Genomic DNA, 14,204 nt, shown 5'->3' with positions numbered 1-14,204 from the left:
GGCAAGCGCACCATCGTCCTGCCCGATTTCGGCCGGCTGGTCGAGGAATCGGGCGACGACGCCGACGGCGGCTACTTCAGCTAGGACCAGTCGATCGGGATCGCGGGAATGGCTGCGACCAGCGACCGGCTGTGGTCGTTCCGGGGCGCGTCCAGGATCTGTTGGGTCGGCCCCTCCTCGACGACGCGGCCCGCCTGCATGACCAGGACGCGGTCGGTGATGCCGCGCACGACCGACAGGTCGTGGCTGATGAACAGGTAGGACAGCCCGTGATCCCTTTGCAGCCGGGCCAGCAGGTCCAGCACCTGGGCGCGGACCCGCACGTCAAGCGCGCTGACGGCCTCGTCCAGGACGATCAGGGCAGGGCGGATGATCAGCGCGCGCGCGATGGCCAGGCGCTGGCGCTGGCCGCCGCTGAACTGGTGGATGAACTTGCGGGCGTCCGTGGGCTGCAGCCCGACCTCGGCCAGGGCTTCGGCAACGCGTTTGCGCCAGTCGGGCGGGCGGCCGGTCAGGTGGAAGGGCTCGGCCAGCAGGCGGTCCACCCGCCAGCGGGGATCGAAGCTGCCGAAGGGATCCTGGAACACCACCTGCATCCGCGCGCGCAGGCCGCGCGGCATGAGCCGTCCCGCATCCACGACCTGCCCGTCAAGCGTGATGCGCCCGGCTTGCAACGGTTCCAGCCCCAGGATCGCGCGGGCCAGGGTGGACTTGCCGCAGCCCGATTCCCCCACCAGCCCGACGCTTTCGCCGCGCCCGATGGTCATGCTGATTCCGTCCAGGGCGCGAAGGCCGCCATCCGCGGTGCGGTAGTCGCGGACCGCCCCCTCCACCTGCACAAGGGGTGTCGGGAAATCGCTCGCAGGCCGTGCCGGCGCAGGGCGCGAGGCGTCGAGAAGCTGACGGGTATAAGGGTGGCGAGGGCCGCGGAACAGCGATCCGGTCGGGCCTTCCTCGGCGATCCGTCCGTTTTGCATCACGGCCACCCGGTCGGCCATTCCCGCCACGACGGCGAGGTCATGCGTGATCAGCAGCAGGGCCATCCCCTCGTCCCGCACCAGGTCCTTCAGCAGATCCAGGATCCGCGCTTGGGTGGTCACATCAAGCGCGGTCGTGGGTTCGTCGGCGATCAGCAGGTCGGGGCGAAGCGCGATGGCAAGGGCGATTGCCACCCGCTGGCGTTGCCCGCCCGACAGTTCATGCGGGTATAGGCTCAGCGGAAACCGGGGTGCGGGCAGGCCCACGCGATCCAGCCGTTCCCGCGCCTGCCCCAGGGCGGCGCGGCGGTTAAGGCCTTGATGCAGGCGCAGCACCTCGGCCACCTGGTCGCCGATGGTCATCAGCGGGTTCAGCGCGGTCATCGGTTCCTGGAAGATCATGCCGATGCGCGCGCCCCTGATCCGGCACAGTTCGCGTTCCGGCAGGGCCAGCAGGTTCCGCCCGTCAAGCGCGACCTGCCCCGAAGCCCGCGCCCGCTGCGGCAGAAGGCCCATCACCGCAAGCGCGGTCATCGACTTGCCGCTGCCCGATTCGCCCACCAGGCCGGTCACTTGGCCCGGCACCAGATCCAGCGACACGCGGTCCAGCACCCTCCGCCCGTCAAGGACCACGGACAGATCCGCGACCCGAATCACCGCAGCACCCGCAGCCGGGGGTCAAGCCTGTCGCGCAAGCCGTCGCCCAGCAGGTTCAGCCCCAGCACGGTCAGCACGATGCAAAGGCCGGGAATGATCGCCGCATGCGGGGCCAGCGACACCATGGTCTGCGCCTCGGCCAGCATCCGCCCCCAGCTTGGCGTGGGGGGCTGGGCGCCAAGGCCCACATAGGACAGCCCGGCCTCGGCCAGGATGGCAAGGCTGAACTGGATGGTGGCCTGCACGATCAGCAGGCTGGCGATGTTGGGCAGGACATGCTGGACGCTGATCAGGACCGCGCCCTTGCCCGCCACCCGCGCCGCGCGTATATAGTCCAGCACCCAGATCGGCAGCGCCGCGCCGCGCGTCACGCGGGCAAAGACCGGGATGTTGAAGATGCCGATGGCGATCATCGCATTTGTGGCAGACGGCCCCAGAACGGCCGTCATCAGGATCGCGATCACCAGCGACGGAAAGGCGAAGATCAGGTCGTTGCCGCGCATCACGATCTCGTCCACCCAGCCGCCGCGTCGGGCCGCCGCCAGCAGTCCCAGCGGCACGCCAGCGGCCATGCCGACCGCCACCGCGACAAGCGCCACCGCCAGCGAGGTCTGCGCCCCCAGCATCGCCATGGACAGGATGTCGCGGCCCAACTGGTCGGTGCCGAACCAATGCACGCCCGATGGCGGCATCAGCTTCTGCGCGATGTCCAGCCGGGTGACGTCATGGGGCGTCCAGAAGGACGAGACGAGGGCCGCCAGCAACGCAAGCCCCGCAAGGGCGCAGCCCAGGATCAGGCCGATCCTCATGCGCGGCGCAGCCGGGGGTCCACGGCGGCATAGGCCAGGTCCACCAGGAAGGTCACAGCCATGACCGCCGCGACCAGGACCAGCACCGCCGACTGCACCACGATCAGGTCTCGCTGCGTGATGGCCTGGAAGATCATCCGCCCCAGGCCCGGCAAGTAGAAGACATTCTCTATGATGATCGCGCCCGCCAGCAGAAAGCTGAACTGCATTCCCAGGATCGTCAGGACCGGGATCAGCGCATTGCGCAACGCGTGGCGGCGCAGGGCCTGCGACGCGCTCAGACCCTTGGCGCGGGCGGTGCGGACATAGTCCTGGCCCATCGTCTCGATCAGCGCGGACCGCAGGACGCGGGCCAGGATCGCGGCCTGGGGCAGGGCCAGGGCCACGGCGGGCAGGATCAACGACCGCAGCGCGGGGACGGGGTCGGACCATCCCAGAAAGCCGCCGGCGGGCAGCCATTGCAGGTTCACGGCAAAGACCAGGACCAGCAGCATCGCCAGCCAGAAGTTGGGCAGCGCCACGCCCAGATGCGCCGCGCCCATCGCCAGCGCATCGCCGGCCCGGCGGTGGCGGCCCGCTGCAAACAGCCCGACCGGCAGCGCTATCGCCACCGCCAGCAGCAGCGCCAGCACCGCCAGGGGCAGCGACACCTGCAAGCGGTCCAGGATCATGCCCGCGACCGGCGTCTTGTAGGTGAAGCTGGTGCCGAAATCCCCCTGAAGGATCGCCCCCGCCCATGCCGCGTATCGCAGCGGCAGGGGCTGGTCCAGACCAAGCTGGGTGCGTAGGGCCGCAAGGGTTTCGGGCTGGGCGCCGGTGCCCAGCATGAAGCTGGCCGGATCGCCCGGCACCAGTTCAACAACCGAAAAGATCAGGACCGAGGCCGCCAGAAGGCTTGCCCCCATCACGAACATCCGGCGCAGAAGGTATCGCAGCATCCCGCCTTGCTACCTTGCCGCGCGGGGCCGGTAAAGCAGTCAGCCGGCTTCGCCCTGCGGATACCAGTTGGCGATCACGACCACGCTGCCGGCGTCGGATGCCTCGACCAGGCGGGCGAATTCCTGCACGTCGCTGCCCCGGTGGTGATAGGGAAAGACCGAAACGGGCCGGAAATCCCCCACCGCATCCGCCGCCTGCTGCACGGTCATCGTGTAGGGCAGGTTCATCGGCAGGAAGGCGACCTCGATGTTTTCCAGGGCGCGCATCTCGGGCGTGTCCTCGGTGTCGCCCGCGATGTAGAATCGCTTGTCGCCGATGGTCAGGACATAGCCGTTGTCGCGGCCCTGGGGGTGATACTGCTGCTTGTCCGCGCTTGTGTTATAGGCGGGCACGGCCTCGATCAGCATCCCGATGGCCTGGGCCTGGTCGCCATTCGCCATCGCGGTTGCGCGCGACTGCATCTCGGCGGGCAGCATCGCGTGGACGGCCGGGTTGGCGATGATCGCCACGGCGGGCAGGGCCTGCAGGGTGGGCAGGTCGAAATGGTCGCCATGTTCATGCGTGATCAGGATCAGCGACGGCTGCGGCTTGCCTTGATACGCTTCCGCGCCGCCCACCGGATCGACATAGATCACGCCGCCCGGCGTCTCGACCACCATCGAGGCGTGATCGACCGGGTGAAAGACGACCTGGCCCCCCTCGACCGGAAAGGAAAACGAGGTCGGCGTCTGGGTCTGGGCCAGGGACAGGCGCGGCATGATGGTGGCGGCGCTTGCGGCAAGGCCCAGGATCAGGCTGGTGCGGCGGCTGAGGATCATGAGGATTCTCCGGAACACGAAAAGGGGAACGCGGGTTGAACACCATCCTCGCCTGGGCGGTTCCCTTGCCGCCCCTGTCGGGTGCAGGCAGGATGGCGGGGTAATCCGGAATCGGGGGAACTATGACACATCTGTGGGTGCGGGCGGAAAGCCGCGCGAACGAGGATCGGGTGGGCATCACCCCCGAAGGCGTGGCCGCTCTGATCGCCCGGGGCATGACCGTCACGGTCGAGGACAGCCCCCGCCGCGTGTTGCCCACCGATGCCTATGCCAGGGCCGGCGCCACCATCGTGCCCGAGGGAAGCTGGCCCACCGCGCCCGACGACGCGATCATCTTCGGCCTGAAGGAACTGCCCGAGGACGGCACCCCCCTGCGCCACCGCCACGTCATGTTCGGCCATGCCTACAAGGGACAGCCAGCGGGCCAGGCGCTGCTGCGCCGCTTTCTTGCCGGGGGCGGGCGCTTGTATGACCTGGAATACCTGACGGACGATACGGGCCGCCGCCTTGCGGCCTTTGGCTATTGGGCGGGCTATGCGGGGGCGGCGGTTTCGCTGAAGGCATGGGCGGCCCAGCAGCGGGGCGGCCTTTGCGGGCCGGTCCATGCCTATCCCGACAAGACCCTGCTGCAGGATGAGTTGCGAGCCCAACTGGACGCGACCGGCCAGCCGCGCCCCCATGCCCTGGTCATCGGCGCAATGGGCCGGGTCGGTACCGGCGCGGCCGACCTGCTTGTCGCGATGGGCGTGCCCGTCACCCGCTGGGACATGGCCGAAACCGCGCATGGCGGCCCCTTCCCCGAGGTTCTGGCGCATGACCTGTTCATCAACGCGATCCTGGCCCAGCCCGGAGCGCCGGTCTTTGTCCCGGCAAGTGCCGTGGCCCCAGGACGGCGGCTGACGGTGATCGGGGACGTGGCCTGCGATCCCAGCAGCAACTTTTCCCCCATCAAGGTTTATGACCGCACGACGACCTGGGACCAGCCCGCCCTGCGCGTGGCGGACAATCCGCCCCTGGACGTGGTGGCCATCGACAACCTTCCCTCGATGCTGCCGCGCGAAAGTTCCGAGGATTATGCCGGGCAACTGCTGCCGGTGCTGTCGGATCTGGATCGCATCGATGATGGCGCATGGGGCCGCGCGGGCGGTCTTTTCGACAAGCACGCCAAGGGTCTGACACAGACGTGATGCGGCTGTGATGGGACCGGGCGGAACGCGGGCGGGCGGGGCGATGTTCCGCCCGCGATCCATTCCAGCAATCGAGAGGCACCGATGACCCCGACCCGTTCCGCCATCCGTCCCGCCACCCGACTGACCTGCCTGACCGTCGCCGCCAGCCTGCTGGCCGGAACGGCCCTGGCGCAGGATTTCAATGCCGCGCCGCCCAATGCACCCGATCAGCAGCCCGCCTTCGAAAACCAGACCCGCGCCCCGGTGCTGGCCGATGACGTAAGCCTGAACCAGACCGTTCTTGCCGATGGGCTGGACCATCCCTGGGGGTTGGCAGAACTGCCGGACGGCGCCTGGCTTGTGACCGAGCGCGGTGGCAATCTGCGGATGGTCGGTGCGGACGGGTCGCTGTCGGACCCGATCAGTGGCCTGCCCGAGATCGACACCCGCGACCAGGGCGGGCTTCTGGACGTGACGGTGGCGGATGATTTCGCCGACACACGCCGCGTCTGGGTCAGCTTCGCCCAACCGCGCGAGAACGGCAAGACGGCAACCGCCGTCGCCACCGGCACCTTGTCGGCCGACGGCAGCAGCCTGGAAGGGACCGAGGTCATCTGGCAGCAGCAGCCCGCCTGGGATTCGACCAAGCATTACGGATCCGTTCTGATCCATGACGGGCAGGGCGGCTTGTTCGTGACAACCGGCGAACGCTCGGTTCCCGATGCGCGCGTCTATTCCCAGAACGTGACCACAACGCTGGGCAAGGTTGTCCGCATCGACCCCGAGACGGGCGCACCGATGGGCGATCCGGGCGTGGCCGAGGCCCTGCCCGAGATCTGGTCCTGGGGCCATCGCAACATCCAGGGCGCGGCGCTTGACGACCAGGGCAGGCTCTGGACCATCGAGCATGGTCCCAAGGGCGGGGATGAATTGAACCTGCCTCAGGCGGGCCGCAACTATGGCTGGCCGCGCGTGACCTATGGCGTCGAATACAGCGGCGACCCGGTCGGGCAGGGCGTGACCCAGATGGAGGGCACCGAGCAGCCCGTCTATTACTGGGATCCGGTGATCGCGCCCGGCCAGATGACCTTCTATGACGGCGAGATGTTCCCCGACTGGCAGGGCGACCTGCTGATCGGCGGATTGAAGTCGAACGACCTCGTGCGCCTGGAACTGGACGGCGACCGCGTGACGGGCGAGGCGCGCCATCTGCAAGGCATCGGCCGCGTGCGAGAGGTCGAGGTCGCCAGCGACGGCGCCCTGATGCTGCTGACGGACGAAGACAACGGCCGCCTGATCCGCGTGACCCCCGCGCAGAGCGATTCGTGAGCCGGTTCTAGACCGGGCGGATCACATCGTCCTCGGCATCCTCGGGAGAGATGCCGAGGGCTTCAAGCCCGGCTTCCAGCATGTCGGCCAAACGTGGCTCGCCCAGCAGGTAATCCTCGGTGGGCGTGGTCCGTTCGATCCGGGCGGTCTCGATGGCTTCCTCAAGTTCCTCGGGCTCGAAGCTTTCGCGGCCGATCCACATCACGGCGACCAAGGATGCCTGCTCGTCCTCGTTCAGGTTGGCGACGAAGTCGTGCAGTTCAGACCGGATGCCGTGCTGGACCCTGCCGCCCGAATGCGCCCAAGGGTCCAGGCCGCTTCCGTATTCGCGGACCCGGATGATGATATGGGCGATCTTGTCGGGGCTGATCTGCAGCATGGCGGGCTCCTGGGTTGACGCGACTGTCGCGCCGTTCAGGGTGCCGGTCAATCCTTGCGTCCGAACAGCCGCTCGATGTCGGACAGCCGCAGCTTCACCCAGGTCGGGCGGCCATGGTTGCACTGCCCGGACCTGGGGGTGCGTTCCATGTCGCGCAGCAGGGCGTTCATTTCGTCAGCCGTCATGCGCCGTCCCGACCGCACCGATCCATGGCAGGCCATGGACGACAGGACCGCATCCAGCCGGCCCCGCAGGCGGTCGGACATGCCTTGGTCGGACAGGTCGTCCAGGATGTCGCGGATCAGCGCGCGAAGGTCCAGCTTCACCAGCATGGCCGGGACTTCGCGCACGGCGACTGCGCCGCCGCCGAACGGCTCGATGACCAGGCCCAGGTCGGCCAGGTCATTCGCGACGGACAGGATCCGGGCGGCATCCGCTTCGGGCAGGTCCAGGATCTCGGGGATCAGCAGGGCCTGGCGCGCGATGCCGGTCGCCGCGGCCTGCGCCTTCAGCCGTTCATAGACCAGCCGTTCATGCGCTGCGTGCTGATCGACGATCACCAGCCCGTCCGCAGTCTGGGCGATGATGTAGTTTTCATGGATCTGCGCCCGCGCGGCACCCAAGGGGGCCTCGGCAGGGGCGTCTGCCGGTTCCTCGGCCCGGGCCGAAGGCGCTTCGGCGAAGCCCGGAACAGGGGCCTGCAGATCCAGGCTGGCGCGGATCGCGGCCCCCGAGGGGCGATAGTCCATCTGGTAGGCAGGCGAGGCAACGACGGGCGCGGCGGGTTCGGCGCGGAAGGCCGCCATCGTGGCATCGCCCAGGGTCGATGACGCGCGATGTCCCGCCCCCGCCAGACCGTGCCGCAGCGCGCTGACCACCAGCCCGCGCGCCCCCTGCGGATCGCGGAAGCGGACCTCGGCCTTGGCGGGATGGACGTTCACATCGACAAGCTGCGGGTCGCAGGACAGATACAGGACCGCCGCCGGATGGCGCCCGGATGCCAGCACGTCCATATAGCCCGCCCGCAGCGCGCCGGTCAGCAGCTTGTCCCGGACCGGGCGGCCATTGACATAGACATGCTGTGCCACCGCAGTTCCGCGCGAATAGGTGGGAAGGGCGGCAAAGCCTGCCAGCCCCAGCCCGTCGCGTTCCGCATCGAGGGAAATGCAGTTGTCGATGAAGTCGCGGCCCATCACGCGGGACAGGCGGATCTGCAGGGCATCGAACAATTCGCCCTGTTCGGCATCGGCCCGGAAGATTTCCTTGCCGTCGGCAATCAGGGTGAAGCCCACGAAGGGTTCGGCCATCGCCAGGCGGCGGACGCATTCCGCCACGGCCATCGTCTCGGCCCGGTCGCCGCGCAGGAATTTAAGACGCGCAGGGGTGGCGAAGAACAGGTCGCGCAGTTCCACCACCGTGCCGGGATTGGAAGCGGAGGGCCGCACCGGCGCCAGCTTGCCGCCCGCCACCGCGATCACCGCGCCCTCGCCCCCCCGCATCCGCGAGGTGATCGTCAGCCGCCCCACAGCCCCCAGCGACGGCAACGCCTCGCCCCGGAAACCGAAGGAGCGGATCGCCAGAAGATCGGTCCCGTCGATCTTGCTGGTGGCATGGCGCGACAGGGCCAAGGGCAGATCCTCGGGCGCCATGCCGCAGCCGTCGTCGCAGACCCGGATCAGCCGCCTGCCGCCGTCCTGGATGGCGATGTCGATGCGGCTGGCCCCGGCATCAAGCGCGTTTTCCACCAGCTCCTTGACGGCGGATGCCGGGCGCTCGACCACCTCGCCCGCCGCGATGCGGTTTGCCGTGGCCTCGTCCAGTTGGCGGATCACAGGCCGGATATTGGGGGCATGGCTGTTCATGCACCCAAATCTAGCATCCGCAGTCCTGCCTCGCCAGCGATTCTAGTTGATGGGGGCGGGCTCGGTCGCGGTGATTCCTTCCGGGCGGCCGACCAGCACGAAGCGCAGGTCGTCCGCATCCAGCAAGCGTTCTGCGACGCGCTTCACGTCCTCGGCGGTGACGGCCTCGACCTTGGCGTTGCGGGTGTTCACATAGTCGATGGGAAAGCCGATCAACTGCATCCCCGCCAGGATGCCCGCGATGCTGCCGTTGCCGTCGAAGCGCAGCGGATATTCGCCCGTCAGGTAGGTCTTGGCATCCGTCAGTTCCCGGTCGGTCACGCCGCCTTGGGCCATGCGGTCCCATTCGGCCCGGATCAGGTCCACCGCCTGGCCGGTCGTGGCGTTCGATCCCGCCATGCCGCCTTGCCAGGTCTGGCCATAGACACCCGTCGCCAGCGAGGTGCCGACGCCATAGGTCAGCCCGCGCTTTTCGCGGATCTCCTCCATCAGGCGGGAACTGAAGCCGCCGCCGCCCAGGATGTGGTTGGCGACAAAGGCCGCGAAGTAATCGGGATCGTTGATCGCGATGCCCGGTCCGGCAAAGCTGACCACGGTCTGCGGGCTGTCCCAGTCGATCACGGTGACGCCGCCGGTCAGTTGCAGGTCCGCCGGTTCCGGCAGGGGCGCGGTGCCCTGTTCCGGCAGGCCCCCCAGCACGGCGTCCAGAAGCAGGCCCAGTTCCTCGGGCGTGATGTCGCCCGCGGCACCCACCACCACGCGGTCGCGGGCCAGAACGCGGTTCTTGGCCGCGACCAGATCCTGCCGCGTCAGACCGGCCACCGATTCCTGCGTTCCGTTGATCGAGGTCGCGTAGGGATGGTCGCCCCAGGCCTGGCGCGACATTTCCTTGGCGGCGATGGCTTGCGGATCGGTTGCCTCGGCCCGGATGATAGACTGGACCTGCGCGCGGACGCGTTCGATGGCGGCGTCGTCGAAACGGGGCTTGGTCAGCGCCTCGGCCAGAAGGGCCGCGGCCTCGTCGCGGTTCTCGGTCAGCGCGCGCATCCCGACGGTCAGGGAATCGTCGCCCACATCAAAGGAATACTGCGCGCCCAGATTCTCGACCGCTTGGGCGAAGGCCACTGAATCGCGGCTGCCCGCGCCTTCCTCCAGCGTGGCCGTCATCAGGTTGATCGCGCCGCGCTTGCCTTCGGCATCCAGGCTGGCGCCGCCCTTGAAGGAAAACTGGATGGCGACAAAGGGGATCGTCTCGTCCTCGACCAGCCAGGCCTTGATCCCGCCGGGCGAGGTGACCTCCTGGATGTCGATGGCATGGGCGGGAACGGCCAGGGCGGCCAGGAAGAGGGCGATGGCGGCGCGGATCATCCTTGCACCTCGGGGTTGGGGGCTTCGGCAGGGGCGGGCGCGGCATCGTCCGCCGGAATGGGCGCCGGAATGGGCGCGGGAACGGGCGCGGGCGTCGGCTGCGCCTCGGCGGCGGCCGGGGTGGGCGCGGGCGCCTCGCCTTCGGTCGGGGGCGGGGGCAGCAGCCAGCCGGTGACCGAGGCCTCGTTGCCCAGCACCTTGCGCGCGGCAGCCATTACGTCCTCGGCCGTGACTGCCGCCAGGATGTCGGGCCATGCCGCCACATCCTCGACCGACAGCCCGGTCGCCAGGCCCTGCCCATAGTCATAGGCCCGCCCATGCGCGGAATCGAGGGCATAAACCCGCGCGGCCTCGATCTGGGTCTTCACGCGGTCCAGATCGGCGGCGTCGGGACCGGTTTCCAGGAAGCGGGCCAGGACCTTGTCCAGTTCGGCCTCGGCCTCCTCTGGCTCCATGTCGGCCGCCGGGACAAGCGAGATCGCGAAGCTGGTCGGATCGACGGAAAAGCCGTCATAGCCCGCATTGACCCACAAGGCCTTGCCCTTCATCGCCAGTTCGCGCCCCAGGACCGAGGTCTGCATGGACCCGCCCAGCAGTTCCGCCAGCACCGTCAGGGCGGCGGCGTCCTTCTGGTCGCCGGGGTTGCGTTCGGGCGCGATGTAGCTGCGCGTCATCACCGGCTGGGGCACGCGGGGATCGGTCATCTCCATCCGCCGGGCGGACCGCTGGACGGGTTCCTGGGGACGGATGCGCGGCTCGGCCTCTCCCTTCGCGGGGATCGGGCCGTAATATTGCTCGGCCAGTTCGCGGGCCTGTTCGGGGGTCACGTCGCCCGCAAGGATCAGCACGGCCTCGTTCGGGGAATAATGGTTGTCATACCACTCCAGGGCATCGGCGCGGGTCAGCCCCTCCATCTCGGCGCGCCAGCCGATCACGGGGCGGCCATAGGGGTGGTTGTAGAACAGCGTGGCGTTGCGTTCCTCGGCGAAGAGGGATGCCGGGTCGCTGTCCACCCGCTGGGCCCGTTCCTCCAGCACGACCTGGCGTTCGGCCTGCCAGTCATCCTCGCCGATGCGCAGGTTGGCCATGCGGTCGGCCTCCATCTCCATCACCAGGGGCAGGCGGTCGGATGCGATCCGCTGGAAATAGGCGGTGAAGTCATAGGAGGTGAAGGCGTTGTCCATGCCGCCATTGGCGGTGACGGTCTTGGACAGTTCGCCCGGCTCCAGCTTTTCGGTGCCCTTGAACATCAGGTGTTCGAGGTAATGGGCGATCCCCGACTTGCCCGGCGGCTCGTCCGCCGATCCGATCCGATACCAGACCATCTGCACCACGACCGGGGCGCGGTGGTCCTGGATCACCACGGTCTCCAGCCCGTTGGGCAGCGTGAAATGGGTGACGCCTTCGGACAGGTCGGCCCAAACGGGAACCGCGCTGACCATCAGGGCCAGAAATGCGGGCAGGGTCTGTCGCAGCATGGGGGCGAAACCTCCTTGGTCCTGGCGGAAATCTGGCCCGATCCCAAGGCTTGCGCAACCGGCCTGACGCTATTGTGTCGCAAGGGTGATGGGCAGCGTTTCCGGGCCATGCGCCTGAAGCCCGATGCGCCAGGCGACGGGGCCGTCCAGCCCGATCGAGGGCGCGCGTGCCATCAGGCGGGCAAACAGCACCTCCATGTTCAGCCGGGCCAGGTTGTTGCCCAGGCAGACATGCGGCCCCGCCCCGAAGGCCAGGTGGACGTTCGGCCTGCGCGCAATGTCGAAGCGGTCGGGATCGGCAAAGGCCGCGGGGTCGCGGTTGGCGCTGGCGTAAAGCAGTCCAAAGCGCGTGCCGCGCGGCCAGTCCTGGCCTGCAACGGACAGATCCTCGGACGCATAGCGGTGGAAGAAGACCAGCGGCGGGGCGAAGCGGAACATCTCCTGCACGGCCAAGGGCATCAATCCGGGTTCGGCGCGCAGCCGGGCCATCTGCCCCGGATGGGTCAGCAGCGCATGAAGCCCGCTGCCCATCACGTCGATGGTCGATCCGTGCCCGGCATGGAGGATCTGCATGATGGTCGCGATCAGTTCGTCATGGGCCAGAAGGCCCGCGCCTTCAGCCCCGATCATCGCCGACATCAGGTCGTCGCGCGGCCGGGCCTTTCGTTCCGCATAGAGATCCTGCAGAGCGTCGTGGAACAGGCGCACCGCTTCCTCGGCCCGGGCCTTGCGGTCGGCGGTGCGGCGGCTGACATCGAAATAGCCGACGGTATCCTCGGTCCAGCGTGTCATCTGCGGGGCAAGCGCGGGATCAGTCCCGATCAGGTGCCCGATCACCTGGCCGGGCAGGTCTGCGGCCAGATCGGCGATGAAGTCGAAGCGCCCCTGCGGGATCAGGCGGTCAAGCGCCTTGTCCACCCACTGCGTGACGAAGGGCCGCAGGCCTTCCAGCCGGGTCTTGGTGAAGAACGGAAAGACCGCCCGCCGCAGCCGGTCATGGTCCGGCCCGTCCAGTTCCAGCATCGAGGTCTGTACGAAGCGTTCATGGAACGGCATGTCGTGAAAATTCTCGGCACGCTGCATCCGGCGCTGTTCATCCGCCCCGAACAGCGCGGTGCCGCGCACCATCCGCCGGTCAAGGGCAATGGCCTGCACATCCTGGAAACGCGAGGCCAGCCGGAAGCCCTGCCAGTCGGGCAGGCCGGGCGTCGCGCGCAGCCTTGCGTATTGTGGCCAGGGATCGCTTCCGAAACCGGGCTGCGACGGGTCAAAGCCCGCCGTCATTCCTCGATCGGGGCCGGGGATGTCTGGGTGATCGCGCCCGCGCGTTGCCACCGCTGCTGTTCGGCCCGCGAATCAAGCGCCAGCGGGCGATAGGCGCGCTGATAGACGGTCGAGCCGAACAGCGCCTCGAGCGGGCGGCGCTTGTTGCGCGATCGCCAGTCAGCATCCGATTCGGCCAGCCGCTCGCGGATCGCGGGATCGGTGCCCCGCCGCGTGGCATGGGCCACAAGCGCCCCGTCGGCTGCGGCGATGCCCTGGTCCTGCAGCCGCGCCGGATTGCCGCCAAGGGCTGCGACCGCATCGGCATTCGGATTGGGATCGGTGATATTCGCCCCGCCCGGCGTGGGCGCCGGCAGCAGCGCCAGATCCGCCGGCATGGACAGGGGCCGGGTCGGCAGGATGGCGAATTCATCCGGGCTGTTCTGGCCTGTCTCGATATTCATCAGCTGGTTGCTGCCGCAGGCCGAAAGCCCCATGACGGCCGCTGCCGCGATGCCCTTGACGAAACCCTGCATGAACCTGCCCCTTGTCTTGTTGCGCCCGTTCTAGCCGGATTTGCCCGTCCCGTCACGGGTCTTGTCGGCCCCCTTGGGGCGCGGCTTGCGCCCGGGCTTTTCCGGTTCCTTCTTCTGCGGGACCAGGACCAGCCCGATTGCGCCCGCGAAGATGGCAATGTCGGCCACGTTGAAGCTGTAGGGGTTTTGCCAGCCCGGCAGCGACATGTTCAGGAAATCCGCGACCGCCCCGTAAAGTAGCCGGTCGATCACGTTGCCGATCGCCCCGCCGATCAACAGCCCGCCCGCAATGCGCGCCATCACGCCCGCGTTAGACCGCCAGATCCAGACCCAGACCCAGGCCACGATGCCAAGCGCCACCGCGATCAGGATCCATTTCGTGACGTCTGTGTCCGAGGCCATCAGCCCGAAGTTCACGCCCTGGTTCCAGGCCATGCGCAGGTTCAGCCAGGGCGGCAGCACGTCGATTTCCCGCACGCGGTCCAGTTGCAGCACATGAACCACCCAGTATTTCAGCACCTGGTCCAGCACGAAGATCGTCGTCGCGACCCAGATCAGCAGCCGCATGTCGCTGCGGGGCGGAGGCGCGGGCTTCTTCGGCGCACGCGGGGTGCGCGGCT

The 14,204-nt window shown here is 68.4% G+C and carries 13 protein-coding genes; 2 read left to right on the top strand and 11 right to left on the bottom strand.

Features of this window, described 5'->3' with window-relative positions; all coding sequences use genetic code 11:
• Positions 1-80: 80 nt before the first annotated feature.
• Genes IE224_RS07585 through IE224_RS07570 form a run of 4 tightly spaced genes read right to left on the bottom strand, consistent with a single transcriptional unit; the run spans position 81 to position 4,200 of the window.
• Positions 81-1,634 carry an ABC transporter ATP-binding protein gene (locus IE224_RS07585; RefSeq protein ID WP_191309160.1) on the bottom strand — a complete coding sequence of 518 codons (1,554 nt, stop codon included), beginning with the start codon at positions 1,632-1,634 and terminating at the stop codon, positions 81-83.
• Positions 1,631-2,443, bottom strand: coding sequence for an ABC transporter permease (locus tag IE224_RS07580; protein ID WP_191309159.1), 813 nt, complete (start codon positions 2,441-2,443; stop codon positions 1,631-1,633). Before IE224_RS07580 ends, IE224_RS07585 begins: the two co-directional genes overlap by 4 nt.
• Positions 2,440-3,381 carry an ABC transporter permease gene (locus tag IE224_RS07575; RefSeq protein ID WP_191309157.1) on the bottom strand — a complete coding sequence of 314 codons (942 nt, stop codon included), beginning with the start codon at positions 3,379-3,381 and terminating at the stop codon, positions 2,440-2,442. Before IE224_RS07575 ends, IE224_RS07580 begins: the two co-directional genes overlap by 4 nt.
• 39 nt (positions 3,382-3,420) lie before the next feature.
• Positions 3,421-4,200, bottom strand: a complete 780-nt coding sequence (locus IE224_RS07570; protein ID WP_191309155.1) for an MBL fold metallo-hydrolase — start codon at positions 4,198-4,200, stop codon at positions 3,421-3,423.
• A gap of 122 nt (positions 4,201-4,322) precedes the next feature.
• Between IE224_RS07570 and IE224_RS07565 the strand changes: the two genes are divergently transcribed.
• A complete protein-coding gene (locus IE224_RS07565; protein WP_191309153.1) occupies positions 4,323-5,387 on the top strand; it encodes a saccharopine dehydrogenase in 1,065 nt (354 codons plus the stop codon).
• 84 nt (positions 5,388-5,471) lie between these two features.
• The gene (locus tag IE224_RS07560) at positions 5,472-6,698 is read left to right on the top strand and encodes a PQQ-dependent sugar dehydrogenase (protein ID WP_191309151.1); all 1,227 of its coding nucleotides are present in this window, start codon (positions 5,472-5,474) and stop codon (positions 6,696-6,698) included.
• 7 nt (positions 6,699-6,705) lie between these two features.
• Here the strand turns inward: IE224_RS07560 and IE224_RS07555 are convergent, their stop codons facing one another.
• From IE224_RS07555 to lspA, 7 genes are all read right to left on the bottom strand, one after another.
• The gene (locus tag IE224_RS07555; RefSeq protein WP_191309149.1) at positions 6,706-7,077 is read right to left on the bottom strand and encodes a DUF3775 domain-containing protein; all 372 of its coding nucleotides are present in this window, start codon (positions 7,075-7,077) and stop codon (positions 6,706-6,708) included.
• 47 nt (positions 7,078-7,124) lie between these two features.
• Positions 7,125-8,939: a DNA mismatch repair endonuclease MutL gene (gene mutL / locus IE224_RS07550; RefSeq protein WP_191309147.1), complete on the bottom strand. Its 1,815-nt coding sequence runs from the start codon at positions 8,937-8,939 to the stop codon at positions 7,125-7,127.
• 42 nt (positions 8,940-8,981) lie between these two features.
• On the bottom strand, positions 8,982-10,307 hold the full coding sequence (locus IE224_RS07545; RefSeq protein WP_191309145.1) for a M16 family metallopeptidase: 1,326 nt from the start codon (positions 10,305-10,307) through the stop codon (positions 8,982-8,984).
• Entirely contained in the window at positions 10,304-11,785 is a 1,482-nt protein-coding gene (locus IE224_RS07540) for a M16 family metallopeptidase (protein WP_191309143.1), read from the bottom strand. The genes IE224_RS07545 and IE224_RS07540 overlap by 4 nt, the downstream gene beginning before the upstream one ends.
• A 69-nt stretch (positions 11,786-11,854) precedes the next feature.
• A complete protein-coding gene (locus tag IE224_RS07535) occupies positions 11,855-13,069 on the bottom strand; it encodes a cytochrome P450 (protein WP_191309141.1) in 1,215 nt (404 codons plus the stop codon).
• A complete protein-coding gene (locus IE224_RS07530) occupies positions 13,066-13,584 on the bottom strand; it encodes a DUF3035 domain-containing protein (protein ID WP_167623106.1) in 519 nt (172 codons plus the stop codon). Before IE224_RS07530 ends, IE224_RS07535 begins: the two co-directional genes overlap by 4 nt.
• A gap of 30 nt (positions 13,585-13,614) precedes the next feature.
• Positions 13,615-14,151: a signal peptidase II gene (gene lspA, locus IE224_RS07525; RefSeq protein ID WP_191309209.1), complete on the bottom strand. Its 537-nt coding sequence runs from the start codon at positions 14,149-14,151 to the stop codon at positions 13,615-13,617.
• Positions 14,152-14,204: the final 53 nt, after the last annotated feature.

It is taken from the genome of Paracoccus aerius, from assembly GCF_014656455.1.
Lineage (GTDB): Bacteria > Pseudomonadota > Alphaproteobacteria > Rhodobacterales > Rhodobacteraceae > Paracoccus > Paracoccus aerius.
This window is presented reverse-complemented; position numbering and strand designations above follow the sequence as displayed.

Excerpts from the sequence above, each read along its gene's own strand:
- IE224_RS07580 (WP_191309159.1), bottom strand. The coding sequence starts at position 2,443 with ATGAGGATCGGCCTGATCCTGGGCTGCGCCCTTGCGGGGCTTGCGTTG.
- IE224_RS07535 (WP_191309141.1), bottom strand. The coding sequence starts at position 13,069 with ATGACGGCGGGCTTTGACCCGTCGCAGCCCGGTTTCGGAAGCGATCCC.
- lspA (WP_191309209.1), bottom strand. The coding sequence starts at position 14,151 with ATGCGGCTGCTGATCTGGGTCGCGACGACGATCTTCGTGCTGGACCAG.
- IE224_RS07530 (WP_167623106.1), bottom strand. The coding sequence starts at position 13,584 with ATGCAGGGTTTCGTCAAGGGCATCGCGGCAGCGGCCGTCATGGGGCTT.
- IE224_RS07565 (WP_191309153.1), top strand. The coding sequence starts at position 4,323 with ATGACACATCTGTGGGTGCGGGCGGAAAGCCGCGCGAACGAGGATCGG.
- IE224_RS07575 (WP_191309157.1), bottom strand. The coding sequence starts at position 3,381 with ATGCTGCGATACCTTCTGCGCCGGATGTTCGTGATGGGGGCAAGCCTT.
- IE224_RS07555 (WP_191309149.1), bottom strand. The coding sequence starts at position 7,077 with ATGCTGCAGATCAGCCCCGACAAGATCGCCCATATCATCATCCGGGTC.
- IE224_RS07540 (WP_191309143.1), bottom strand. The coding sequence starts at position 11,785 with ATGCTGCGACAGACCCTGCCCGCATTTCTGGCCCTGATGGTCAGCGCG.
- mutL (WP_191309147.1), bottom strand. The coding sequence starts at position 8,939 with ATGAACAGCCATGCCCCCAATATCCGGCCTGTGATCCGCCAACTGGAC.
- IE224_RS07570 (WP_191309155.1), bottom strand. The coding sequence starts at position 4,200 with ATGATCCTCAGCCGCCGCACCAGCCTGATCCTGGGCCTTGCCGCAAGC.
- IE224_RS07560 (WP_191309151.1), top strand. The coding sequence starts at position 5,472 with ATGACCCCGACCCGTTCCGCCATCCGTCCCGCCACCCGACTGACCTGC.
- IE224_RS07545 (WP_191309145.1), bottom strand. The coding sequence starts at position 10,307 with ATGATCCGCGCCGCCATCGCCCTCTTCCTGGCCGCCCTGGCCGTTCCC.